The organism is Pseudomonas sp. XK-1, assembly GCF_038069885.1.
Classification (GTDB): domain Bacteria; phylum Pseudomonadota; class Gammaproteobacteria; order Pseudomonadales; family Pseudomonadaceae; genus Aquipseudomonas.
The window spans coordinates 86,793-109,470 of sequence record NZ_JBBPES010000005.1 but is presented as its reverse complement, the minus strand read 5'-3'; the positions used below and the strand labels follow the sequence as shown (position 1 = coordinate 109,470).

Below are 22,678 nucleotides of genomic sequence, written 5' to 3'. Positions count from 1 at the left end.
GCCGACTTGCCCCCTCAGCGCGGCCCGGCTTAAGGTGAGCGCTCCCTACAGCCCGAGCAGAATCCATGTGGTCGTTACGCGCCTGGCGTCGCCAGCGCATCCTTGCCCGCCACCCGGTTGCCGCCGCAACCTGGAGCGAAGTGCTGCGGCATCTGCCCCTGCTGGATGGCCTCAGCCCGGAAGAACTACAGCGCCTGCAGGGCCGCGCGGTGCTGTTTCTGCATAACAAGCACCTCAGCGCCCTGCCCGGCGTCGAACTGCAGCGCAGCGACCGCCTGCTGCTGGCGGTGCAGGCCGAACTGCCACTGCTGCACCTGGCCGACCTCGACTGGTACCAGGGCTTTCATGAAATCGTCCTCTACCCGGACGACTTCGTCAGCCCGCAGCGCCACCGCGACGCCAGCGGCGTGGTGCATGAATGGGATGGCGAACACAGCGGCGAGGCCTGGCAGCAAGGCCCCGTGATCCTGGCCTGGCCCGGGGTACAGGCCAGCGGCGGCTGGGACGGCTACAACCTGGTGATCCACGAGCTGGCGCACAAGCTCGACATGCTCAACGGCAGCGCCAACGGCCTGCCGCCGCTGCACCGCAACATGCGCATCAGCGACTGGGCCGAGGCCATGCAGAGCGCCTTCGATCGGCTCAATGCCCAGCTGGACGCCGACCCGCAGGCCGAAACCGCCATCGACCCCTACGCCGCCGAAGACCCCGCCGAGTTCTTCGCGGTAACCAGCGAATACTTCTTCAGCGCCCCGGACCTGCTGGCCGGGGCCTTCCCGGCGGTCTACGCGCAGCTTGCGCTGTTCTACCGCCAGGACCCGCTGGCCCGCCTGCAAGCGCTGCAGAAAGATCACCCGGACTATCGCGACAGACCAAAAGGCGAACACATCGAGACCAAAGGCTAGGCATCCCGGCATAGCAACGACGGGGGAATATGCCTATAATCGCGCCACTTTTTTGGCCCACCCCTCGGGAGTCGCCCCATGAGCTACAGCAAGATCCCTGCCGGTAAAGACCTGCCGAACGACATCTACGTTGCCATCGAGATCCCGGCTAACCACGCGCCGATCAAATACGAAATCGACCACGACATCGATTGCCTGATGGTCGACCGTTTCATGGCCACCCCGATGTTCTACCCGGCCAACTACGGCTTTATCCCGCACACCCTGGCTGACGACGGCGACCCCCTCGACGTGCTGGTCGTGACCCCCTACCCGGTGGCCCCAGGCTCGGTTATCCGCGCCCGCCCGGTTGGCGTGCTGCACATGAGCGACGAAGCCGGCGGCGACGCCAAGCTGGTTGCCGTACCGCACGACAAACTCACCGTGCTGTACAAAGACGTCCAGGAATACACCGACCTGCCCCCGCTGCTGATCGAGCAGATCAAGCACTTCTTCGAGAACTACAAGGATCTCGAAAAAGGCAAATGGGTCAAGGTTGAAGGCTGGGGCGGCGCTGAAGAAGCCCGCGGCCTGATTCTCAAGGCGGTCGCGGCTTACCAAAAATAAGCTGGGACTACCCCCTAAAAACCGGCCACAAGCCGGTTTTTTTATGTCTGCCATCCATGGCAGCCACCCTTCGGGCCGTCGCTGCGCGACGTTAAAAACTGTTCCGGACAGTTTTTTATGCCTGCCCCCACCGCAGTCATTCTTCAGGCTGGCGCTGCGCGACGTTAAAACTGTTCCGGACAGTTTTTTATGCCCGTAATCTGACCCGCCTATACGCCAACCACCTTGGTCGACTTGGCCCCGCCGCGCGTGCTGGTTAAGCTGCTGACCTTTTGCCCGAGCCTTTGCCATGTCTATGTCCGAGATTCTGCTGCTGGTGCTTGCCGGTTTTGCCGCTGGAGGGATGAATGCCCTGGCCGGTGGTGGCACGTTTTTCTCCTTTCCGGCGCTGCTCGCCGCCGGTCTGCCGCCGGTGACGGCCAACGCCACCAATGCGGTGGCGTTATGGCCGGCCAGCCTGGCTGGGGCCTGGGCGGCGCGGGGATCGCTGCGGCCGTTGGGGCGTTATCTGCTGCCCTTGTTGGCGGCGGGACTGGCGGGCGGACTGCTGGGCGGGCTGTTGCTGCTGGTGGGCGGCGATGCGGTATTCGCCAAGCTGATTCCCTGGCTGCTGCTGGCCGCTACCGCGCTGTTTGCCGCCAGCCCCTGGCTTAGTCGCTGGTTAGCGGCCCGCCGCGCCGAGGCCGCGCAACCGCCCCACGGACCGCTGTCGCTGGGCGCGCATATCGGCGTGTCGATCTATGGCGGCTATTTCGGCGCGGGCATGGGCATTCTGCAGCTGGCGGCGTTTTCCATCGAAGGTCATCCGCTGGCGCGGGCCAACGCCCTGAAGAATCTGATTTCGGCGGTGATCTACAGCGTCGCCAGCATCACCTTTATCCTCGCCGGGCGAGTCAGCTGGTACGAACTGGCGGTGCTGCTGGTGGGCGCAACGCTGGGCGGCTATGCCGGTGGCGCGCTGGGCCAGCGTCTGCCGGCCAAGCTGCTGCGGGTGCTGGTGATCGGCGTGGGCAGCGGGATGACCGCCTATTACTTCTGGGTCACCTATTTCGCCCAGTAGTCGCTGCGCACCTACTGCATGGACGGAGCCCCCTACTCGGCCTGGCCGCCCTTGCCGCGCTTGCGGAATTCCACCGGGGTCTCGCCGACCCAGCGCTTGAAGGCGCGGTAGAAGGTACTCGGTTCGGAGAAACCGGTACGTTCGACTATCACCTCGATACGCTCGTCGGTATTGAGCAGCAGGTCTTTGGCCAGGCGGCAGCGGTAATCGGTGATCAGGTCGTTGAAGCGCACCCCGGCCATGGCCAGGCGCTCGCGCAGCCGCCGCGCCGGCATATTCAGGCGCGCCGCAACCTGCTCGAGGGTGGCCCCGTTGTCGACCAGCAGCTCGCCAATCAACTCACGCACCTTGCGCACCAGGTCCAGCCGCTCGACCTCGGCCAGTTGCCGACGCGCCAGGGATTCGTGCATGCGCAGCAGCTCGGGGGCGGCGTGGCGCGAGGTCTTGTCCAGCACCGTGGCGTTGAACACCAGGGTGTAGCGCTCACAGCCGAACCGCGCCGGACAGCCATACACCTGCTGGTAAAGCTCAGCGGGCGCACCCTCGGCATGGATAAACTGCACTTCATAGGGGATAAAGTCGCCTTCGGTAAGGGCCGAAAACAGGCGGATTACCGCACCGGCGAGCATTTCCGGAAAGTGCCGCGGCGTGCCCGTTGCCAGGCCGAGCACCAGCACTGCACGTTCGCCCTGAACTTCCAGCTTGGCATTGAGGGTGTCGGAGAGCAGGCGGATATAGCGCAAGGCATGGCGCAGGCCTTCGCCGAAGGTTTCGCTGGAGAGAAACAGGTATTCCAGCAGCAGGCCATGGAAGGCCGGCAGATGCTGGGCCAGATACAGCCCCACATGCTCTTCGCCGCATTCGTCGATGGCGGCCTTCCAGAACAGCGCCTGGGCCGAATGAGGAAAGCGCCCGGCGGGCAAGCCACCAGGCGGCAGGCCGACGCGCGCCAGCACCCGATCAGGATCGGTTCCGCTGGCACGCAAGGCATCAAGCACCGGGCGCATCAGCGCCACATCGTCAGTCAGATCACGCATTATCTAGGAGTTCTTGTTATCCGCGAGGCGCGGCCATCTTAGGCGGCTTTAGCCGTCTGGCTCAAGGCGCGATGACGATTGACTGGCCTGCCAGCCGACAAGACGACGCGGCCAATGCACTCTGCCGTCGGCCGACTAAGCTGCTGCCACCCGCTCAGAGGAGTTTGCCATGGCCATCGACTGGCTCGATCTACCCGCCCCATCCGCCCTGCCTGGCCTGTTTGCCCGCGCCGCCCTGCGCCGTGGCGTCACCGGACGCAGCCTGCCAACTGTCGGCCTGCGCTGCCAGGTCAACGTCGACCCGACGCACCTGGCCCGTTACCGACAGATCTGCGGCTTTCGTGACGACGGCCTGCTGCCCGCGACATACCCGCACATCCTGGCCTTTGCCCTGCAGATGCAGCTGCTCACCGATAAGCGCTTTCCCTTTCCGCTGCTCGGCCTGGTGCACCTGGAAAACCGTATCCGCGTGATACGTCCGCTCGGCGGTCTGGGGCCCTTTACGGTCAGCGTACAGGTGCAGAACCTGCAGCCCCACGACAAGGGTGTGACCTTCAGCCTGATTACCCAGCTGCACGACCAGCTCGGCCTGCTCTGGGAGGGCGACAGCCGCATCCTCTGCCGCGCCCTGCGTCTGGGCGGCGCGGTGCCCGAACGCGAAACCGCCGCCGAACTGCCGCAAACCACCCTCGCCCACTGGCAGGCCCCGGCGAATATCGGCCGGCGCTATGCGCGCATCGCCGGCGACTACAACCCGATTCATCTGTCGGCGGTTAGCGCCAAGCTGTTCGGCTTCCCCCGCGCCATTGCCCACGGCCTGTGGAACAAGGCACGGGCCCTGGCCGAACTCGGCGAGCACCTGCCCAGCGCGGGCTATCAGGTGGAGGTGCGCTTCCAGAAACCGGTGCTGCTGCCCGCCGCCGTGCATCTGCTGGCCAGCGAACCGGCCGCCAGCGGCCAGTTCAGTCTGCTCGGTGCGGAAAACCTGCCGCATATGCAGGGCAGCTGGCAGCCGCTTGACTGAAATACCCCGCACGGCTGCCGGTAACTGCCGGCAGCCGCTTGCACCGCGCCGGTGAACCCCCGAAGCTATGCTCCTCTTTGCAGGAGCGCCCGATGAACCTCGCCGAACTGACCACCCGCATGCATGCCATTCGTGATCACAACGACTGGCGGCAATTCCACAGCCCGAAGAACCTGGCCATGGCCGCCAGCGTGGAAATGGCCGAGCTGGTGGAAATCTTCCAGTGGCTGAGCGAGGCGCAGTCACGCCAACTGAGCGCCGAGCAGCTCGCCCACGCAGGCGAGGAAATCGGCGATATCGTCCTCTATCTGGTGCTGCTGTGCGGCGAACTGGGCCTGGATATGCAGCAGGTGGTACGCGCCAAGCTGGCCGATAACGAAAGACGCTTTCTCGGGGACGCGCACCATGACTGATCGGCACTTCGACGAGCTGGCCACCCGCTTCGCCGAGAAGATCTATGGCGGGGCCAAGGGCGCGATCCGCCTCGCGGTGCTCCAGGCCGACCTGGCCGAAGCCCTGCCCGACAGGCCGCTGCGGGTGCTGGATATCGGCGCTGGCCTCGGCCATATGTCGCTGTGGCTGGCCCAGCGCGGCCATCAGGTAACCCTGGCCGAACCCGCCGAACCCATGTTGGCCGGTGCCCGCGAACGCTTTGCCGCCGCGGGCCAGCGCGCGACCTTTATCCAGGCCCCCTGGCAGGACCTGCTCGGCCAGCTCGAGCGCCCCTATGACCTGGTGATCTGCCACGCCGTGCTGGAATGGCTGGCCGAACCCCATAGCATCCTGCCGGTGCTGCACCAGCTCTGCGCGCCTGGCGGCTGGCTGTCCCTGGCCTTCTACAACAAGGATGCGCTGATCTACCGCAACCTGCTCAAGGGCCACTTCCGCAAGCTGCGCAAGGCCGAGTTCGCCGGGGAGAAACAGAGCCTGACCCCACAGATGCCCCTCGATCCACGCGAACTGGCGGCGCAACTCGAGCCTAATTGGCAGGTCGAAAGCCAGAGCGGCGTGCGGGTGTTCCACGACTATATGCCGCAGCCCTTCCAGGCCAAGGCCGAGCTGCTCGACCTGCTGGAAATGGAGCTGGCCTACCGTCGTCACCCCAGTTTTGCCGGGCTTGGCCGCTATCTGCACTGGATCTGCCGGCCACGCTGATAGACAGTTGAAAGGCGATGTACCGATAGCCTGTTGCATTCGGCTATTGCCCCTGAGGGTGAGAAGATCTGAGGCCGTAGGGTGCGCCATGCGCACCAATGCTCATTGCCTGCGTTGCTGCGCACGGCCTGGACGGCCCCGCGCCCCCAGCAGGCCGTGGAAAAACCACCTGCCAAACCCCTATTCGAGCAGCAGGAGTAGCGCATGAGACAGCTCGGAGTTCTACTGCTACTGGCCACCCTGGCGGCCTGTCAGAGCCAGAACCCCTATATCGCCGACAGCGCGCCGCTGCCGCCGGCCCCGGCGCATACGCCCGGCCAGCTGGACCCCAGCGCCTACCCGGCCGCGCCCCGCGACTATGGCCACTACCGCACCTGGAGCTGGCGGCAGTTGCCGGCAGGCAGCGCCTGGGCCAGCTCCGAGCAGGTGCAGGAAGCCCTGAGCAACGCCCTCGACCAGCGTGGCCTGCGCCCGCACCGGGCCGGTGCCGGGGCCGACCTGCAGGTCAGCGCCGAGCTGCGTCTGGAGCAGCGTATCCGCCAGGTCAGCGAGCCCGATGGCGGCTACTACGGCCATGATCGCTACGGCGACCGGTACGGCATGTGGGGCAGCGCGCCGCGGGTGCACAGCTACCGTGAAGAGGTCATAGTGGTACGCATCGACCTGTTCGATGGCCGCGACGGCCAGCCGGTCTGGAGCACCAGCGCCGAAACCCTCGCCGGCGACAGCCAGGGCGAACGGGCTGCGGCCTTGCGTAACGCCCTGCAACAGGCCCTGACCAGCTACCCGCCGCACTGATTGCCAGCCTTTTCAGGAGAACGCCCATGCGCTTATCGCTACTGCTCTTGCCCCTGGTGCTGCTGCTGAGCGCCTGCCAGACCGCGCAGCTGGAGCGCGACTTCGACCCCAACCGGGACTTTGCCGCCTACCGCAGCTGGAGCTGGCTGGAGCCGGCCGTGCAGTACAAACCCGATGACCCGCGGATCAACAGCGACCTCACCGGCCAGCGGATTCGCGCCGCCGTGAGCGAGCAGCTCGACCAGCGCGGCCTTCGCCCCGCCGCCAGCGGCAGCAGCAGCGACCTCAAGGTGCAGGTGTGGCTGATCGTCGATAACCGCCAGCAGCAGGTCAGCACCCAATTCGGCGGTAGCTGGGGCGACCCCTGGCGCGGCGGCTTCTGGGGCGGCCCGAGCTATGTGGAAACCCGCACCCTGGACTATCAGGTTGGCACCCTGCAGATCGACCTGCTCGACGGCAAGGACGGCAAACTGGTCTGGCGCGGCAGTGCCGAACAGATACTGCGCAACCGCCAGCCGAGCCCGGCAGAACGCGAAACGGCGATCCGCGCCACAGTCGCCAAGGTGCTCAGCCAGTATCCTCCGCACTGATAGCCAACCCCGCATCAATCAAGGATGACCGCCATGCCGCCCAGCTCGTCGTTTGATCATCGCGCCGCCACGGCCGATGACCTGAGCGAGATCGTCACCTTCGCGCAGAACGCCGAGGAACTGTTCTTCTGCTACCCCAAAGCTGACTGGCCGTTGAGTGTCGGCCAGCTGGCGGCGACCATGGCCGAACGCCGTGACAGCACCGTGGCGCTGCTCAACGGCCGGGTCGCCGGTTTCGCCAATTTCTACCAATGGCAATACGGCGATTACTGCGCCCTGGGCAACCTGATGATCGCGCCCTGGGCCCGCGGCCAGGGTGTGGCCCATTACCTGGTGACGGCGATGGAGCAACTGGCCCGCGAGCACTACCATGCCAAGCGCATGCAGGTGTCGTGCTTCAACGCCAACAGCGCCGGCCTGCTGCTCTACCCGAAACTCGGTTACAGCCCCAGCGGCATAGTCGAACGCCGCGACCGCCAGCACCAGCGCGTGGCCCTGATCCAGTTCGACAAGGCGCTCTAGCTGGGCGTTGCCAAGGCTATGTGGCCAATACGGATCGTGAGGCGACAAGCCATAGGTAGGGTGCGCCGTGCGCACCTGGAATCTACAGCCGGCGCGGCCTTGTTGATCAGCCTTATGGTCGCCACAAAACCGCGACGACGCCATTCGCGGTCGAGACCGCGCCTACTTAGACCGCGCCTGACGCAAGCTCTGTGACAACTGCGGGAGCACCTGATCCTTGGCCGCAGACCGACAGTCGTCAGCAAACCCGTACCGTGACTGATCCTGCGTGTTTCAAACCAGGGGAAGCACGGCTCTAGATATCCCAGTCCGGCCTATCGACCAGCCGCTCCAGGAGGAAGTCCAGCAAGGCGCGCAATGCCGGCGGCATCTGCCGGCGCGTGCCGTAGAGGGCGTGGATGCCCAGCTCCTGCGGCTGGTAATCGGGCAGCAGCTGCACCAGCGTGCCGGAGCGCAAATGGCCGCCGACCGAGTAACGCGGCTGCAGGCTGATCCCGCCACCGGCCAGGGCCGCCTCCAGCAGCACCATCGACTCATTGGCGCTGAGGTTGCCGCTGACCGCCACGGCATGGGGCTCACCGGCGCGGGTAAACTCCCAGATGCTGCGACCGAAATAGGCATAGCTCAGGCAGTTGTGCTGGCTCAGTTCCACCGGATGCCGCGGCGTGCCATGTTTTTCCAGATAAGCCGGGCTGGCGCACACCACAGAACGGCACACCGCCAGTTGCCGGGCGATCAGGTTGGGATCGAGCTGATTGGTGATGCGCAGGGCCAGGTCGATGCGTGCCTCCACCAGATTGACCGCCTGACTGCCCACCTGCAGATCGACGCTGACCTGGGGATACAGGCCGGTGAAATCGTTCAAGGCGTGCACCAGCCAGGCCTGGGCGAAGGATTGGCTGCAGGCGATACGCAGGTTGCCGCGCGGGGCTTCATTGCGGCCCTGGCTGACGCCCTGCATGGCCTCGGCCACGGCCAGCATCTCGCGGCACTGGCCGAGCAACTGCTCGCCGGCACCGGTCAGGCTCAGCTTGCGCGTGGTGCGGTGCAACAGGCGCGCGCCAACCCAGCCTTCCAGCTCGGCCAGATAGCGCGAGACCATCGCCCGCGACATCTCCAGCGCTTCGGCGGCAGCAGTCTGGCTGCCGCGTTCCACCACCTCGACAAATACCCGAGTAGCCATCAGCCGGTCCATTACTAGCCCATTTAGCGCAACAAAGATGCGCAGTTTAGCGGGCTTTTTGCGCGACTTTAAGCAACTAAGATCCCCTCACTTACTCAACAGGAGATCAGCATGTCGATTCTCAGCCATATGCGCGGCCTGCTTGCCAGCGCCAGCCTGCTTACCCTTGCCACCACAGCCATTGCCCAGCCCCTGACCCTGGATGTCTATAACCCAGGCGACAAGGCGATTTTCCCGGTGACCTCGACCCTGATCAGCGGCGAGCGCGATGTCATTCTGGTCGATGCTCAGTTCTCCACCCGCGAAGCGCAAGAGCTGGTCGAGCGCATTCAGGCCAGCGGCAAGAACCTGACCACCATCTTTATCAGCCACGGCGACCCGGACTTCTACTTCGGCCTGGACACCCTGACCCGCGCCTTCCCCAAGGCCAAGGTCCTGGCCACGCCGCAGACCATCGCCTATATCGAAAAAAGCCGCGAACCGAAGCTGGCCTACTGGGGCCCGATCCTCAAGGACACGACACCGGCCCGCACCCAGGTGCCACAAGCCCTGCAAGGCGACCACCTGAGCCTGGAAGGCCAGCGCATCGAGCTGATCGGCCATGACCCCAAGCACACCAGCCTGTGGATTCCGAGCATCAAAGCGGTGGTCGGCGGCGTGCTGACCTACGCCAACATCCACCCCTGGATTGCCGATGCACAATCGCCGCAAGCCCGTCAGACCTGGCTGAAATCCCTGGATGAGCTGCAGGCGCTGCAGCCGAAAACCCTGGTGCCCGGGCACTTTATGGGCCAGCCCAAGCTCAACCTGGATGACCTGCGTTTTACCCGCAACTACCTCAATGATCTCGAAACCGCGCTGCCCAAGGCCAAGAACAGCCAGGCGCTGATCGAGACGATGAAGACCCAGTACCCGAACCTGCTCGACGCCAGCAGCCTGGAACTGAGCGCCAAGGTGCTCAAGGGTGAAATGCAGTGGCCGTAGGTCACTGCCACTGATTAGCAGCGCATCACACGCAAAAGGCCTGGGTCACAAACCCAGGCCTTTTTGCATGCGCCAAGCGGCAATCTGGCATGGCCGAGGCTGACGATACGGACAGCTTTTACGGCATACTCATCCGCCTTTGCCGCCCAGGAGACGCCCCATGCCCGCCCCGATCTGGTGGTTACTCGCCCTGCCCTTTGTCGCCGGAGCCTGCCTGCCACTGCAGGCGGGGATCAACGGTCAGCTGGCCAAGCAGGTTTCCAGCGTGTTGTCGGCCGCCCTGATCTCCTTTGCCGTCGGCACCCTGGCGTTGCTGGTTCTGGTGCTGGCGCAGCGTGAGGTTCCCGGCCTCGGCGCGCTCAAGGGGCTGACCTGGTGGCACTGGAGCGGCGGCCTGCTGGGGGTGATGTTTATCGCCACCGCCGCCTTTGCCGGCCCCAAGGTCGGCGCGCTGCTGTTTATGGCCCTGGTGATCGCCGGGCAAATGAGCATGGCCCTGGCGCTGGACCACTTCGGCTGGGCCGGCTTTCGCGAAGCCCCGATCAGCCTGGGCAAAGTCGGTGGCCTGCTGCTGATCGTCGCGGGGATCTGGATGATCCGCCGCGGCTAGTCGCGCTCGAAGCGGTAGAACAGATTGGGTTCGCTGACCAGATAGAGATTGCCCCGATCATCCAGGGTCAGGCCCTCGCCCTGGGGCACGCTGTTCTGCAGGCCGGCGAAGCCGCTGAGCAGCGAGCGGAAGCTGATCAGCTTGCCATCCTCGGCGTCCAGCTCGATCAGTACCTTGGACTCGTCACTGAGCAGGGCCAGATGCCCGGTCTGCTCGTCGTAGTGCACCGATGACAGGTCGGTGGCAAACACCTTGTGGTCGATCCACGCCTGGCGGTCGATCACCTGCAGGTTGAAGTCGCCCTGCACGCTGGATTTCAACCCGCGCACCTCGTAAAGCTTGCGCGGCGAATGCTCCTTGACCACAAACAGCCGGTCGCCTTTTCGGTCGTAACCCACGCCCTCAAAGCCCTGGTTGCCGCCCAGATCGAGGCCCAGGGTCAGCGCCCGATAATCCTCGCGGAACAGGGCACCGGGCTTGTCCGGCACCTCGACCAGCACCAGCGCCTGGTTGCGCTCTTCGGCCAGCAACAGCAGGTTATCGCCCAGGTAGGTAATGCCTTCAACATCACTGAAACCGCTCAGGGGATAGCGCGCCAGCACCTCGCCATCCTTGCTCATGGCCAGCAGTTCCTCGGGGCTGTTGACCACCGCCCACAGGTGCCCGCGGCCTTCGTCATAGGTCAGCCCGGAGAGATTGTCGGCAACCCCGGCGATCGGCAGCGCATCGACCCGCACCCGGTATTCGGGCAGCCACAGGCTGCGGTGTTCCCACTCGCTCTCGTGCCAGGAGGTCTTGATCCAGAAATACAGACGGTTATCCAGATGCTGCACGCTTATCTGGTAAACCAGCACCAGCGCCAGCAACAGCAACGCCCATTTCCATGGACTGATATCAGGTAGCCGTCCTGGCACCCCTTTCGCAGCGGGCATCATGAATAGTCATTCTCGCGTGCTTACGGGAAACAGCAGTGTGCTGGGTGAACATGACAGCACGGCTGTGCGGGTGCCGATTGATCGGCACCAGACGCCGGGTGCCGAATTAGGAGTGCCTGTCTGCTAATGAGTTCAACTCGCAGGGCCAGACAGGCCACGGGCTGCGGCGGCCGGGAGGCTTGTGTTAAGGTACGCGCCCTTTTCGCCCGTATGGATAGAGACAGGTCGTTATGACACTGGCCCAACCATCGCGCTGGCTGCCTAAGCCGCCCTAGCGTTTCGCCCCTCCCCGCGTGGCCCGGGCGGTTTTCCGCTACGTCGCCATGCCCCCTGCGCGCCAGCCACCTCGGTCCGTCGTCGCACTCGTTGTACCTGGATTTTTATTAGCCCCATCCGCTGCCCTTGCGTGCACCTGCGGACCCCAGCCATTGGAATGCCCCATGCTGCAAAGCCTGAAAAACACCTGGTTGTTCAATATCCGCGGCGACGTGCTCGCCGGTCTGGTGGTGGCGCTGGCGCTGATCCCGGAAGCCATCGCCTTCTCGATCATCGCCGGGGTCGACCCCAAGGTCGGCCTCTACGCCAGCTTCTGCATCGCCGTGGTGATCGCCTTCGTCGGCGGCCGCCCGGGGATGATCAGCGCCGCCACCGGGGCCATGGCCCTGGTCATGGTGACCCTGGTGAAAGAACACGGCCTGCAATACCTGCTGGCGGCGACGCTGCTGACCGGGCTGCTGCAGATCGGCGCGGGCTACCTGAAACTGGGCAGCCTGATGCGCTTTGTCTCGCGCTCGGTGGTCACCGGTTTCGTCAACGCCCTGGCGATTCTGATCTTTATGGCCCAGTTGCCGGAACTGACCAACGTCACCTGGCAGGTCTATGCCATGTGCGCCACGGGTCTGGGCATCATCTACCTGTTCCCCTATGTGCCGAAGCTCGGCCAGCTGATCCCCTCGCCGCTGGTGTGCATCCTGTCGATGACCGCCGTAGCCATGTATTTCGGCCTGGATATCCGCACCGTCGGTGATATGGGCGAACTGCCGGACACCCTGCCGATCTTCCTCTGGCCGGACGTACCGCTGAATTTGGAAACCCTGGCGATCATCTTCCCCTACGCCGCCGCCCTGGCCGTGGTCGGCCTGCTGGAATCGATGATGACCGCCACCATCATCGACGACCTGACCGACACCAGCAGCGACAAGAACCGCGAATGCAAAGGCCAGGGTGTGGCCAACATCGCCTCCGGCCTGCTCGGCGGCATGGCCGGCTGCGCGATGATCGGCCAGTCGGTGATCAACGTGAAATCCGGCGGCCGCGGCCGTCTTTCCTGCCTGGTGGCCGGTGTGGTGCTGCTGCTGATGGTGGTGTTCCTCTCGGAATGGGTCAGCCAGATCCCCATGGCCGCGCTGGTGGCGGTGATGATCATGGTGTCGATCGGCACCTTCAGCTGGGACTCGATCCGCAACCTCAAGACCTTCCCGCTCTCCACCAATATCGTCATGCTCGCCACCGTGGCGGTGACCGTCTATACCCACAACCTGGCCTACGGCGTATTTGTCGGCGTGCTGCTGGCGGCGCTGTTCTTCGCCAACAAGATCGGCCACTTCCTCTATATCAACTCGGAAACCGACGCCGATGGTCGACTGCGCACCTACAAGGTGGTCGGCCAGGTGTTCTTCAGCTCCGCCGACAAGTTCGTCGCGGCCTTTGATTTCAAGGAAGCCGTTGCTAAGGTGGTGATCGACCTGTCCCGCGCGCACTTCTGGGACATCACCGCCGTCGCTGCCCTGGACAAGGTGGTCATCAAGCTGCGCCGCGAAGGCACCGAAGTCGAAGTGCTGGGCCTGAACGAAGCCAGCGCCACCATCGTCGACCGCTTCGGCGTGCACGACAAGGACAACGCCAGCGACCTGCTGTCGGGCCACTGATAAGAAGGAGAACAGCATGTCCCAGGTAATGGCTTGCATTGATGGTTCCCTGTCTTCCCCGGCGGTCTGCGATTACGCTGCCTGGGCCAGCCTGCGCCTCGGCGCGCCGCTGACCCTGCTGCACGTGCTCGACCACAAGCAGTACCCGCCGCTGAGCAACCTCTCCGGCAATATCGCCCTGGGCAGCCGCGAGCAGTTACTCCAGGAGCTGGCCGAGCTCGACCAGCAGCGCAGCACCCTGGCCCTGGAGCAGGGCCGCCTGGCGCTGGAGGCGGCCAAGCAGCGCGCCCAGCGCGACGGCGTCAGCAACCCGCAGCTGCGCCAGCGTCACGGCGACCTGGTGACCTGCCTCGGCGAACTGGAGCAGGACATCCGCCTGCTGGTGATCGGTCGCCAGGGCGAAACCAGCGATGCCGTCAGCCAGCTGGTGGGCAGTCATCTGGAAAGCGTGATCCGCACCCTGCACCGGCCGATCCTGGTCACCCCTGGCCAGTTCCACCCCCCGCGGAGCCTGATGCTGGCCTTCGATGGCAGCCCGACCTGCCACAAGGGCATCGACATGCTCGCCGCCAGCCCGCTGTTCAAGGGCCTGCCGATCCACGTGCTGATGGTTGGTGCAGACACCGACCCGGCCTGGGAGCAGCTCAAGGAGGCCGAGCAGCGCCTGGTCAAGGGCGGCCATGAGGTGCAGCTGGCGATTCGTGCCGGCGAGGTCGAACCAACCCTGCACGCCTACCAGCTCGAACAGGGCATCGACCTGCTGGTGATGGGGGCCTACGGCCACTCACGCATCCGCCAGTTCCTGGTGGGCAGCACCACCAGCCACCTGCTGCGCACCAGCACCAGTCCGCTGCTGATCCTGCGCTAGGCGAGGCTGGCCGAGGCGCGGCAGCCTGCCCCATATGCAAGAGGCTATACCGTCGGTCCGCAGTGGCAAATGGACAGTGCGTTTCATGCCGTAGCAGTTATGCTCAGGCTAAAGCCTATCTGTGATCACAGGCCATGACTGACTCCGCCGCCCCTCGCCAGCCCCAGGCCTTTGCCATATGGCGTGAAGCTCAGGACACCCGCACCCGCTCGACCCTGGGCGGTATCTATTACCCGCTGGCCTGGCTGCTCACCTGGCTGTTCAGCACCAGCCCCATGAGCCAGCTCGGCCTGGGCCTTGGCATTGCCAGCCTGTTCGCCCTGCTACTGGTGCTGCGCGTGCTGCATCGCCTGCCCAGCGAACAGAGCCCGGAAGCCATGCAGCGCTGGCTCAACCGGCAGTGGGGGCTGATTCTGTTCACCGCCCTGAGCTGGGGCCTGATCCATGCCCTGGTGCTGAGCCACCCCCTGCTGAGCAGCGCCGCCACCATCGCCACCCTCAGCACCGTCGCCTTCGGCACGGCCATGGGTTTCAACTTCGCGATGCGCCGAGGCCGCGCCATCCTGGCCCTGCTGCTGATCTACCTGCCGGGCCTGCTGGTCATGGCTCAGGCCGGTGGCGAGCAGTCAGCCACCCTGATGACCCTCGCCGCCTACCTCAGCTACCTGCTGCTGGCCCTCAACCGAAGCCACCGTGAATACCACGCCACCCTGGCCCTGGAGCTCAAGCTGCTGGAGCAGCAGGAATCGCTGGAAATACTCAGCCGCACCGACAGCCTGACCCAGCTGGGCAATCGTCATCAGTTCAACAGCCTGTTTCCGGTGATGGTCGCCAACGCCCAGCGGCAGAGCGCCCCACTGTCGCTGGTGCTGCTGGATATCGACTTCTTCAAACAGGTCAACGATATGCATGGCCACGCCTGTGGCGATGCCTGCCTCAGCGCCTTTGCCGAGCGCATGCACCAGGTTTTCCGCCGCGACAGCGACGCCCTGCTGCGCCTGGGCGGCGAAGAGTTCGGCGTGCTGATGCCCAATACCCCGCTGGAGCAGGCCTGCCAGCTGGCGGAAGCTTTCCGCCAGGAACTGGTCAAGCAGAGTTTCGATATCGACGACAACTGCCTGCCACTGACCGCCAGCCTCGGCGTCGGCTGCTTTGACCCGCAGCGCGACCATGACGCCGCGGCCTTCTTCAAGCGCGTCGACGACGCCCTCTACCTGGCCAAGGGCATGGGCCGCAACCGCCTGCAACTGGCCTGAGGCCGCGCAAGGCAAATAGCCATCACCCGGCTAGACTCAGTGGGTGACCGTGCGAGTAGCTGCCGATGAAGTCGATATCCGCGGCAACCGCCCCCCGTCTGAGGCTCTGGCGGGAGGCGAGCGATACCCATATCCGTTCCCGATTCGGCGGCTATTACTACCTGCTCGCCTGGGCCATGCTCTGGCTGACCAGCAGCAACCCGGAGCAGAATCTGTGGATATGGAGCGGCGGCGGCCTGCTGTTACTGGTGTTCTTTGTCCTGCGCAGCCGTCAGCGACCCGCCGAACATCTGCAGCCGGTGCAGCTGCAGCGCTGGCTGGATCGGCGCTGGACCCTCCTGCTGCTGCAGTCGCTGACCTGGGGCCTGATGCTCGCGGGCATCCAGCTGTACCCCGGGATCATCGCCTCGCACCTGGTGACCGTGCTGTGCGTGGTGGTGTTCGGCACCGCCCTGGCGCTCACCTACCCGATGCGCATGGGCCGCTGCGCCCTGGCCATCCTGCTGACCTACCTGCCCAGTACCGCGATCAAGATCCACCTGGGCATCGGCGATATCGGCGAGTCGGTGGCCCTGGTGCTCTACCTGGGCTACCTGGGCCTGCTGCTGTATCGCTGGAACCGCGAATACCGTATCGGCGTCGAGCGCGAGCTGCGTCTGCTGCACCAGGGCGAACAGCTGGACCGCCTCAGCCGCACCGACGCCCTCACCGGCCTGAACAACCGCTACCAGTTCAACGCCCTACTGCCCAACTGGCTGGCCAGCGCGCGCCGACAGAACAGCACGCTGGCGCTGGTGCTGCTGGATATCGATTTCTTCAAGAAGATCAACGACCAGTTCGGCCACCGCGCCGGCGACCTCTACCTGCAGGCCTTCGCCGAGCGCATGCGCCAGGTGTTCCGCCGCGACAGCGATATCCTCCTGCGTCTGGGCGGCGAGGAGTTTGCCGTGCTGATGCCCGACACCAGCCTGGAGCAAGCCATGGCCCTGGCCGAACACTTTCGCGCCGAGCTGAGCGAGCGGCCGCTGCAGGTGCAGACGCCGAGCCAGGAGCAGCAGCCGCCCCTGACCTGCAGCCTCGGCGTCGGCACCTTCCAGCCGCTTTGCGACGACTCCGCCGAGGCCTTTTATACACGGGTCGACAACGCCCTCTATCGAGCCAAGGCCGCCGGGCGCAACCGCCTGGAGCTGGCCTGAGCAAGCGTGCCGCCGGGTAAAAAATGCAGCTCCCGATTCAGCGCCGCCCGCCGTCCTGACGACCGCCACAAAACCAGTAGGGCGGTGGGAACGCCCAGTCATTGGCCGCGATGCCTTGCCATTGACCTCGATTCGCGGGCAAGCCCGCGCCTACAAAACCAAACAGATCAACAGCAGCCGATTCAGCGGTGGTCGGCCTTAAAGGCGGAAGCTGCCCATCTGCGTGGCCAGGTCATCGGCCAGGCCACGCAGGGTCTGGCAATCCTCCCGGCAGGTGCGCACCTCGTCGGCGTTGGCGTGGGCCAGGTCGGCGATGCCCTGCACGTTGCGCTTGATTTCCTCGGTCACCGAGGACTGCTCTTCGGTGGCCGCCGCCACCTGGGTGTTCATATCACTGATGCGTTCCACCTGCTCGGTGATGGCGCTAAGTGACTGGCCGGTGCGCTGGCTGGCCTCGACCCCGGTGCCGGTGGCGGCCTGGCCGGCGCGCATGGAGCTGACGGCGGTCTCCGCGCCCTGTTTCAGGCGGGCGATCATCTGCTGGATCTCATCGGTGGAGGCCTGGGTGCGCTGCGCCAGGGTGCGCACCTCGTCCGCCACCACGGCAAAGCCGCGGCCCTGCTCGCCGGCACGGGCGGCCTCGATCGCCGCATTCAGCGCCAGCAGATTGGTCTGCTCGGAAATGCCGCGAATCACCGCCAGCACCTGGTCGATGGAGGCCACCTGGGTGGCCAGCTGGCCGACCGCAGTGGCGGCGTCGCCAATTTCCGCCGACATATGCTCGATATGGCCAATCGACTGCCCCACCACTTCGCGGGCCTGCTGCGCCTCGTTGCGGGCGCTTTGCGATGCCTGGGCGGCATTGCTGGCGTTACGCGCGATTTCCTGCACGGTCAGGCCCATCTCATGTACGGCGGTGGCGACCATATCGGTCATTTCCTGCTGCTGCCCCGAGCGCCCGGCGGTGTTTTCCACCACCTGGCCGACCTGGGCCACTGCGCTGCGCAGGCGTTCGCTGGTGGCCAGCACGGCTGCGATCAGCGTGCGCTGGCCGCCAATAAAACGGTTGAAGCCACGGGCCAGGTCGCCCAGTTCATCGGCCCGCGACTCATCCAGCCGCCGGGTCAGATCGCCACCACCGCCGCCGATTTCCACCAGGGCGCTGGTGACCTGGCGAATTGGCCGCACCAGGCCGCGCGCCAGCAGCACCACCAGGCCGAGAAACAGTAGGGCTACGCCCAGGCCGATTACGCTGGTCATCACCAGGGCCTGGCGCGCCTCGGCATAGATCTCCGCCTCCGGCACCTCGCTGACCAGCAGCCAGTCCAGGCTGCTCAGTTTCTGCGCCACCGCCAAGTAGGTTTCGCCGTCGCGCTCGAAGCGCACGGCCTTGCCGTCGCCGCCCAGCAACGCCTGAGCCGCGGCGCTGCCGAACAGCTCGGCCAAGCGCCCGCTGCCGCTCAGCTCCGCCTGGGGATGGACCTTGATCTCGCCGCCTGCATCGATCAGAAACACCTGACCGCGCTCGCCAAAGCGGAAGTCGCGGATCATTTCCGACATGGCCTTGAGGCTGAAGCCCAGACCGGAGACGCCGAGGGTTTTGCCGCCCTGCTTGATCCGCTGGTTGATAAACAGGGTGGGCAGTCGCGTGCCCTTGTCGATGTCGATTTCCAGCACCCGATCGCGACTGCTGTCGACCAGGTTGTAGAACCACTGGTTCTCCGCCTGATCGCGGCTGATGACCCGCGCCAGCCCCTCGCCGGTGGTGTAGTTGCCGCTGGCGAGCACGGCAATCGAGGTGGTCATGGCGTTCTGTTGCGCACGCACCCCTTCCAGATAACGGGCCATGGCATCGCGCTGCTCGGGATCCTCGCCTGCGGCCAGCCAGTCCTGCACCAGGGTGTTCTCGGCGATGCCGGCATTGGCGGTAATCGGGCCACTCAGCACCCGTTCCAGATCGTTGCGGATCGCCAGAACCCGGGCCGGCAGCGCTTCCTCGACCAGGTAGCGTTCGGTGAGGCGGTTGACCACCGCCGAGTACACCCCCACCACGATCAGGATGCTGGCCAGCAGGGCCGCCCCCATGCTGAGAATCAGTTGCCACTGGATACTGCGCCGCCAGAACTGCATGGTGGGTCACCGCTGACTGTTATTGGAATTTCACACATTGGGCACACAGCTGTATACAAAATACAAGCCGCGATCCGACAGACTGTCTGGCGAGCGCAGCACGCCGCCCGCTGTCTTTATGGCGAGGTGACGGCCGGTTGCGGCAGCCACTGCTGTTGAAGGTAGGCCAGGCTGCCGTCGTCGGCCATCTGCTCCAGGGCCAGCTGCCAGCGCTGCACCAGTTGCACGTCGGTGGCCTTGGAAAAAACGATATAGCTGCTGCTCTGCATAAAGCCGTAGAGGCGTTTGAGGTCATCCATGGAAGCCCCCAGCTCGGCCACCAGGCTCGGCAGCAACTGGTCTTCATAGACCAGCACGGGCACCCGGCCATACAAGGTCATGCGCAGCACCTCATGGGGCTTGGGCTGCAGCACCAGGTTGGTAAACCCCTCCTTCTGCAGAAACTGGTGCGAATACCAGTCCCGCGGCACGGCGATACCGGCAACCCGCCGGGCATCCTCCAGGCTGGCGATGCGCAGGCCACTGCCACGGCGGGCATAGAAGCTGGTGGTGGTCGACAGCAGCGGGCCGACCCAGTGAAACAGCGGCTCGCGCTCGGGGGTGCGCACGGCCACAAACAGGCCGACATTGGCCTTGCCCTGCACCAGCCTGTAACCCCGCGCCCAGGGCACCACGCGAATGCTCGCGCTGTCGCCGGTTCGCCGCAGCAGCTCGCGCACCACCTCACTGGCCAGCCCATCGGCCTGGCCGTCGTGGCTGAAGTTGAGCGGTGGATTTTCCTCGGTGTACAGCTGCAACTCGGCCGCCATGGCCAGGGGGCAGCCAAGCAGCGATATACACAACAGGCGCAAGGCCCAGCAAACCATAATTACCCCCCTAATGCGTCCCGCCGCACGCTGCACGCGCCTGAGTCGCCAGCCGGAGCAGTGCCGACAGGACAGGCAAAAGCCCGCGGCGCACTGCAGCAAACCGCAGGCCACGGACACAGGACGATTCAATTGGCCTCAGTGTAGTCGAACCCGCAAAACCGCCCGGACAACAGAGTCCAGCGGCATGCGTTGCGCGCGCACTCAATCCAGCACGCGAAACAGCAGCCGCGCGGTCTGCCCGCTTTCGTCCAGCACGCTCAACTGATAGTCGCCGGGCCGGCTGAAGCGCTGGTTGATGGCGCTGCCGGCCAGGCTCTGAGCCACCGGCTGGCCATCGACAAACCACCAATGTCGGCCGCTGCCGCCCAGGGCGGTAAGGCGCAAACGCAGGGGCTCGGTGCTGCCGGCCGGGCGGCGCAGACGATCGCCTTCACGCACCCCGACGATGGAAAGCGGCGCGACCGCCGGCGCACTCTGCGGCGGGCAGGTCGGATCGACGGCCGGCAGCCGCGCGCTACGCCGCTCGCGCCGAGGCAGCCAGGGCTCCAGAGGCGCGGGCCACAGGGCCAGGCTGTGGCGTGTGGCACCCGGGCAGGCGGCGTCGACGCGCAAGCCCTGGGGGTTGAGCCATAGCTGCTCCTGCAAACCCAGGCCCAGGGGCTGATCCTGTGCCTGCAGGGTCGGCGGCACGGTGCCGGCCAGGGTCCAGGCGAAGCGTTGACGCCGGCAATTGGGATCGCTGCGCGGCAGGGCCTGGCCCAGCGGCCAGCAGATCGCCGCCACGCCCACGCTGGCGGGCTGCGCCTCCTGCGCCGGGGCAATGCCGCGCTGGCTGTCGCGGTTGGCCAGCAGATCGTGCACCTGCAGCAGCAGGGGCGCGGCCGAGGCCAGGCCGAATTGACCGGGCACCGGGGTGCCATCCGGGCGGCCGATCCACACGCCGATCACATGACGCGGGGCCACGCCAATTGCCCAGGCATCGCGAAAGCCGTAACTGGTGCCGGTCTTCCAGGCGAGGGTCGGACGCTGCACCAGCTGCGCCCGCGGGTCACGGTCCGGGCGCGCCTGACCGCTGAGGATGCGCCGCACTATCCAGGCCGCCCCCGGCGACAGCAGGCGGCGCTCCAGCAGTTCGTCCTGGGGCTGAAAGCGCAGACGCGCCGCCTTGCCGCCCCGGGCGAAGGCGCTGTAACCACTGACCAGTTCCTCCAGGCGGCTGCCGGCACCGCCGAGAATCAACGCCAGATTGGGTTCGGCCAACGGCGGCAACAACAACGGCACGCCGGCGCTGCGCAGCTCACCGGCGAAGCGCTTCGGTCCATAGGCTTCCAGCAGTTGCACGGCCGGCAGGTTAAGGGAGCTGGCCAGGGCCTCGCTAGCCGACACCGCACCGCTGAAGCCGGCGGCGAAGTTGCCTGGGCGGTAATCGCCGTACCGCCGTGGCACATCCTGCAGCAGCGACTCGGAATGGATCAGCCCCTCGTCCAGGGCCATGCCATAGAGAAAGGGTTTCAGCGTCGAACCCGGCGAGCGCACCGCGCTGACCATATCGACATGGCCGAAGCGCCTGGCATCGCCGATATCCACCGAGCCCAGGTAGGCGCGCACCGCCATGCTCGGCTGCTCGACTACCAGAATCGCCGCCGAGGTGCGCTCTGGCAGCCGCGCCCGCCAGCCCAGCAGCAGGTCTTCCAGACGACGCTGCAGGGCTGCATCCAGAGTGGTACGGATCAGCGGCGGGCTAGCGCGGGTGTTCAACCGCCGCGCCAGCAAGGGGGCCAGGCTGGGTTCCTGACGCGGAGCCAGCAGCACCGGTTCCTCCAGCGCATCCTTGATCGCCGACTGTGGCCATACCGCGAAACTGGCCAGACGTTTGAGCACCTTATCCCGCGCCGCCTGGGCCCGCTCGGGATGACGGTCCGGGCGCAAGCGGCTGGGCGCTTGCGGCAGCACCGCGAGCAGCGCCGCTTCGGCGCGGGTCAGCTGGCTCGGCGGCTTGCCCAGATAGGCCCAGCTGGCCGCCGCCACACCCTGCAGGGTGCCGCCGAAGGGCGCGCGATTGAGGTACAGGGTGAGGATTTCGTCCTTGGACAGATGCCACTCCAGCTGGGCGGTACGCCACAACTGCTTGAGCTTGCCGGCGTAGCTGCGCGCATGGGGATCGAGCAGCCGCGCCACCTGCATCGACAGGGTGCTGCCGCCGGACAGCACCCGGCCGCCGCGCAGGTTCTGCCAGGCCGCACGACCCAGGGCCAGCGGGTTGACCCCGGGATGGCGATAGAACCAGCGGTCCTCGTAGGTCAGCAACGCATCCAGGTAATAGGGCGACACCTCGGCCGGACTGACCGGGTAGCGCCATACGCCGTCATGGTCGGCAAAACGCCACAAGGGCGTACCGTCCTCGGCCAGCACCACCCGGGCCAGATCGTCTGCGGGCAGGGGCAAGGGAAACAGACGGTCGGCCGCCGCCAGAACCAGCAGCAGGCTTAACGGAATACCCAGCCAGGGGCGGCGCAGCAATGGCCACAGCCGGTCACGCCACAGCCACAGGGCCGGCAGGCAGAACTGTTTAAGGCGGGTCATGCGCTGATCCATTCCTTGCATCACGGGGCGGTACTGACAATTAGCGACTCAACCGGCCAAGAGCACTGCCATTCTGCCAAATGACTGGCACACTGGCGCGCAGCAGCAATCAACTCAGAGTCGAGTGGAACGAGAATTATGGGTGTAGAAGGCTTTTTTGAATCCCTTGGCGAGGCCGTCGGGTCGGTAATCCGCTTTATCGTCGAGGGCCTGAGCGGCTTTTTCGGCATCTTCAGCGGAGCGATCAGCAGTTTTATCACCGGCATGTCCAAGGCCTTGGGAGTGACGCCGTCATTGCTCAGCATCGTGGTGCTGGTCGCAGGCCTGTGGCTGCTGTACCTGGCCGTACGCGCCTTTATCCGCCGCTCGATCATTGCCGGGGTGATCTGGCTGGTACTGGGGTTGTGGTTGCTAAGCGGTTTAATCGGTTAAGCCAAAC

The 22,678-nt window shown here is 65.5% G+C and carries 22 protein-coding genes and 1 pseudogene; 16 read left to right on the top strand and 7 right to left on the bottom strand.

Translation table 11 applies throughout. From position 1 onward, the window contains the following. Positions 1–65 precede the first annotated feature (65 nt). The 3 genes from WMW70_RS14300 (at position 66) to WMW70_RS14290 (ending at position 2,571) form a co-directional block, all read left to right on the top strand. Complete coding sequence (locus WMW70_RS14300; protein WP_341438137.1) at positions 66–905, top strand: M90 family metallopeptidase; 840 nt, start codon at positions 66–68, stop codon at positions 903–905. 78 nt (positions 906–983) lie between these two features. Beyond that, positions 984–1,511 carry an inorganic diphosphatase gene (ppa, locus tag WMW70_RS14295; RefSeq protein WP_341438136.1) on the top strand — a complete coding sequence of 176 codons (528 nt, stop codon included), beginning with the start codon at positions 984–986 and terminating at the stop codon, positions 1,509–1,511. Positions 1,512–1,800: 289 nt separating this feature from the next. Continuing rightward, a complete protein-coding gene (locus WMW70_RS14290; protein WP_341438135.1) occupies positions 1,801–2,571 on the top strand; it encodes a sulfite exporter TauE/SafE family protein in 771 nt (256 codons plus the stop codon). 32 nt (positions 2,572–2,603) lie between these two features. Here WMW70_RS14290 and WMW70_RS14285 read toward each other — a convergent pair whose 3' ends face one another. Beyond that, a complete protein-coding gene (locus tag WMW70_RS14285; RefSeq protein WP_341438134.1) occupies positions 2,604–3,608 on the bottom strand; it encodes an AraC family transcriptional regulator in 1,005 nt (334 codons plus the stop codon). 169 nt (positions 3,609–3,777) lie between these two features. Between WMW70_RS14285 and WMW70_RS14280 the strand changes: the two genes are divergently transcribed. The 6 genes from WMW70_RS14280 (at position 3,778) to WMW70_RS14255 (ending at position 7,697) form a co-directional block, all read left to right on the top strand. After that, entirely contained in the window at positions 3,778–4,632 is an 855-nt protein-coding gene (locus WMW70_RS14280) for a MaoC family dehydratase (protein ID WP_341438133.1), read from the top strand. Positions 4,633–4,724: 92 nt separating this feature from the next. Beyond that, positions 4,725–5,045: a nucleotide pyrophosphohydrolase gene (locus WMW70_RS14275; protein ID WP_341438132.1), complete on the top strand. Its 321-nt coding sequence runs from the start codon at positions 4,725–4,727 to the stop codon at positions 5,043–5,045. Further along, positions 5,038–5,787, top strand: coding sequence for a methyltransferase (locus WMW70_RS14270; protein WP_341438131.1), 750 nt, complete (start codon positions 5,038–5,040; stop codon positions 5,785–5,787). The genes WMW70_RS14275 and WMW70_RS14270 overlap by 8 nt, the downstream gene beginning before the upstream one ends. Before the next feature lie 204 nt (positions 5,788–5,991). Beyond that, positions 5,992–6,585 carry a DUF4136 domain-containing protein gene (locus tag WMW70_RS14265; protein WP_341438130.1) on the top strand — a complete coding sequence of 198 codons (594 nt, stop codon included), beginning with the start codon at positions 5,992–5,994 and terminating at the stop codon, positions 6,583–6,585. 26 nt (positions 6,586–6,611) lie between these two features. Further along, complete coding sequence (locus tag WMW70_RS14260) at positions 6,612–7,175, top strand: DUF4136 domain-containing protein (RefSeq protein ID WP_341438129.1); 564 nt, start codon at positions 6,612–6,614, stop codon at positions 7,173–7,175. 33 nt (positions 7,176–7,208) lie between these two features. After that, entirely contained in the window at positions 7,209–7,697 is a 489-nt protein-coding gene (locus WMW70_RS14255; protein WP_445942147.1) for a GNAT family N-acetyltransferase, read from the top strand. Positions 7,698–7,992: 295 nt separating this feature from the next. Here WMW70_RS14255 and WMW70_RS14250 read toward each other — a convergent pair whose 3' ends face one another. After that, positions 7,993–8,892, bottom strand: coding sequence for a LysR family transcriptional regulator (locus tag WMW70_RS14250; RefSeq protein WP_341438127.1), 900 nt, complete (start codon positions 8,890–8,892; stop codon positions 7,993–7,995). A 99-nt stretch (positions 8,893–8,991) separates the two neighbouring features. On the opposite strand from WMW70_RS14250, the gene WMW70_RS14245 reads away from it, so the two are divergent. Next, the gene (locus WMW70_RS14245; protein WP_341438126.1) at positions 8,992–9,864 is read left to right on the top strand and encodes an MBL fold metallo-hydrolase; all 873 of its coding nucleotides are present in this window, start codon (positions 8,992–8,994) and stop codon (positions 9,862–9,864) included. Positions 9,865–10,024: 160 nt separating this feature from the next. Beyond that, on the top strand, positions 10,025–10,474 hold the full coding sequence (locus tag WMW70_RS14240; RefSeq protein WP_341438125.1) for a DMT family transporter: 450 nt from the start codon (positions 10,025–10,027) through the stop codon (positions 10,472–10,474). On the opposite strand, the gene WMW70_RS14235 is transcribed toward WMW70_RS14240, so the two are convergent. Continuing rightward, on the bottom strand, positions 10,471–11,409 hold the full coding sequence (locus tag WMW70_RS14235; RefSeq protein WP_341438124.1) for an SdiA-regulated domain-containing protein: 939 nt from the start codon (positions 11,407–11,409) through the stop codon (positions 10,471–10,473). The two genes, WMW70_RS14240 and WMW70_RS14235, sit on opposite strands and share 4 nt — an antisense overlap. Before the next feature lie 440 nt (positions 11,410–11,849). Here WMW70_RS14235 and WMW70_RS14230 point away from each other — a divergent pair, with 440 nt between their 5' ends. The 4 genes from WMW70_RS14230 (at position 11,850) to WMW70_RS14215 (ending at position 16,657) form a co-directional block, all read left to right on the top strand. Further along, entirely contained in the window at positions 11,850–13,337 is a 1,488-nt protein-coding gene (locus WMW70_RS14230) for a SulP family inorganic anion transporter (protein WP_341438123.1), read from the top strand. A 16-nt stretch (positions 13,338–13,353) separates the two neighbouring features. Beyond that, positions 13,354–14,205, top strand: a complete 852-nt coding sequence (locus WMW70_RS14225) for a universal stress protein (RefSeq protein ID WP_341438122.1) — start codon at positions 13,354–13,356, stop codon at positions 14,203–14,205. Between the two features lie 134 nt (positions 14,206–14,339). Continuing rightward, positions 14,340–15,461 carry a GGDEF domain-containing protein gene (locus WMW70_RS14220; protein WP_341438121.1) on the top strand — a complete coding sequence of 374 codons (1,122 nt, stop codon included), beginning with the start codon at positions 14,340–14,342 and terminating at the stop codon, positions 15,459–15,461. A 65-nt stretch (positions 15,462–15,526) separates the two neighbouring features. After that, positions 15,527–16,657: a GGDEF domain-containing protein gene (locus tag WMW70_RS14215; protein ID WP_341438120.1), complete on the top strand. Its 1,131-nt coding sequence runs from the start codon at positions 15,527–15,529 to the stop codon at positions 16,655–16,657. 198 nt (positions 16,658–16,855) lie between these two features. Here the strand turns inward: WMW70_RS14215 and WMW70_RS22140 are convergent, their stop codons facing one another. The 4 genes and pseudogenes from WMW70_RS22140 to pbpC form a co-directional block, all read right to left on the bottom strand. Then, the gene (locus WMW70_RS22140) at positions 16,856–17,584 is read right to left on the bottom strand and encodes a methyl-accepting chemotaxis protein (RefSeq protein ID WP_445942152.1); all 729 of its coding nucleotides are present in this window, start codon (positions 17,582–17,584) and stop codon (positions 16,856–16,858) included. A gap of 141 nt (positions 17,585–17,725) precedes the next feature. Beyond that, positions 17,726–18,742 (bottom strand): annotated as a pseudogene (locus WMW70_RS22135) (HAMP domain-containing protein); the annotation flags it as partial. 161 nt (positions 18,743–18,903) lie between these two features. Further along, positions 18,904–19,653 carry a substrate-binding periplasmic protein gene (locus tag WMW70_RS14205; RefSeq protein WP_341438118.1) on the bottom strand — a complete coding sequence of 250 codons (750 nt, stop codon included), beginning with the start codon at positions 19,651–19,653 and terminating at the stop codon, positions 18,904–18,906. A gap of 204 nt (positions 19,654–19,857) precedes the next feature. Then, positions 19,858–22,239, bottom strand: a complete 2,382-nt coding sequence (gene pbpC, locus WMW70_RS14200) for a peptidoglycan glycosyltransferase PbpC (RefSeq protein WP_341438117.1) — start codon at positions 22,237–22,239, stop codon at positions 19,858–19,860. 138 nt (positions 22,240–22,377) lie between these two features. Between pbpC and WMW70_RS14195 the strand changes: the two genes are divergently transcribed. Beyond that, a complete protein-coding gene (locus tag WMW70_RS14195; protein WP_341438116.1) occupies positions 22,378–22,671 on the top strand; it encodes a hypothetical protein in 294 nt (97 codons plus the stop codon). The last annotated feature ends 7 nt before the right edge of the window (positions 22,672–22,678 follow it).

What these genes read in the sequence shown, in the direction of transcription:
- WMW70_RS14230 (WP_341438123.1), top strand. Translation starts at nt 11,850, where the DNA reads ATGCTGCAAAGCCTGAAAAACACCTGGTTGTTCAATATCCGCGGCGAC.
- ppa (WP_341438136.1), top strand. Translation starts at nt 984, where the DNA reads ATGAGCTACAGCAAGATCCCTGCCGGTAAAGACCTGCCGAACGACATC.
- WMW70_RS14255 (WP_445942147.1), top strand. Translation starts at nt 7,209, where the DNA reads ATGCCGCCCAGCTCGTCGTTTGATCATCGCGCCGCCACGGCCGATGAC.
- WMW70_RS22140 (WP_445942152.1), bottom strand. Translation starts at nt 17,584, where the DNA reads ATGGTCGCCACCGCCGTACATGAGATGGGCCTGACCGTGCAGGAAATC.
- WMW70_RS14300 (WP_341438137.1), top strand. Translation starts at nt 66, where the DNA reads ATGTGGTCGTTACGCGCCTGGCGTCGCCAGCGCATCCTTGCCCGCCAC.
- WMW70_RS14285 (WP_341438134.1), bottom strand. Translation starts at nt 3,608, where the DNA reads ATGCGTGATCTGACTGACGATGTGGCGCTGATGCGCCCGGTGCTTGAT.
- WMW70_RS14290 (WP_341438135.1), top strand. Translation starts at nt 1,801, where the DNA reads ATGTCTATGTCCGAGATTCTGCTGCTGGTGCTTGCCGGTTTTGCCGCT.
- WMW70_RS14205 (WP_341438118.1), bottom strand. Translation starts at nt 19,653, where the DNA reads ATGGTTTGCTGGGCCTTGCGCCTGTTGTGTATATCGCTGCTTGGCTGC.
- WMW70_RS14240 (WP_341438125.1), top strand. Translation starts at nt 10,025, where the DNA reads ATGCCCGCCCCGATCTGGTGGTTACTCGCCCTGCCCTTTGTCGCCGGA.
- WMW70_RS14225 (WP_341438122.1), top strand. Translation starts at nt 13,354, where the DNA reads ATGTCCCAGGTAATGGCTTGCATTGATGGTTCCCTGTCTTCCCCGGCG.
- WMW70_RS14220 (WP_341438121.1), top strand. Translation starts at nt 14,340, where the DNA reads ATGACTGACTCCGCCGCCCCTCGCCAGCCCCAGGCCTTTGCCATATGG.
- WMW70_RS14260 (WP_341438129.1), top strand. Translation starts at nt 6,612, where the DNA reads ATGCGCTTATCGCTACTGCTCTTGCCCCTGGTGCTGCTGCTGAGCGCC.
- WMW70_RS14215 (WP_341438120.1), top strand. Translation starts at nt 15,527, where the DNA reads ATGAAGTCGATATCCGCGGCAACCGCCCCCCGTCTGAGGCTCTGGCGG.
- WMW70_RS14265 (WP_341438130.1), top strand. Translation starts at nt 5,992, where the DNA reads ATGAGACAGCTCGGAGTTCTACTGCTACTGGCCACCCTGGCGGCCTGT.
- WMW70_RS14250 (WP_341438127.1), bottom strand. Translation starts at nt 8,892, where the DNA reads ATGGACCGGCTGATGGCTACTCGGGTATTTGTCGAGGTGGTGGAACGC.
- WMW70_RS14235 (WP_341438124.1), bottom strand. Translation starts at nt 11,409, where the DNA reads ATGATGCCCGCTGCGAAAGGGGTGCCAGGACGGCTACCTGATATCAGT.
- WMW70_RS14245 (WP_341438126.1), top strand. Translation starts at nt 8,992, where the DNA reads ATGTCGATTCTCAGCCATATGCGCGGCCTGCTTGCCAGCGCCAGCCTG.
- pbpC (WP_341438117.1), bottom strand. Translation starts at nt 22,239, where the DNA reads ATGACCCGCCTTAAACAGTTCTGCCTGCCGGCCCTGTGGCTGTGGCGT.
- WMW70_RS14195 (WP_341438116.1), top strand. Translation starts at nt 22,378, where the DNA reads ATGGGTGTAGAAGGCTTTTTTGAATCCCTTGGCGAGGCCGTCGGGTCG.
- WMW70_RS14270 (WP_341438131.1), top strand. Translation starts at nt 5,038, where the DNA reads ATGACTGATCGGCACTTCGACGAGCTGGCCACCCGCTTCGCCGAGAAG.
- WMW70_RS14275 (WP_341438132.1), top strand. Translation starts at nt 4,725, where the DNA reads ATGAACCTCGCCGAACTGACCACCCGCATGCATGCCATTCGTGATCAC.
- WMW70_RS14280 (WP_341438133.1), top strand. Translation starts at nt 3,778, where the DNA reads ATGGCCATCGACTGGCTCGATCTACCCGCCCCATCCGCCCTGCCTGGC.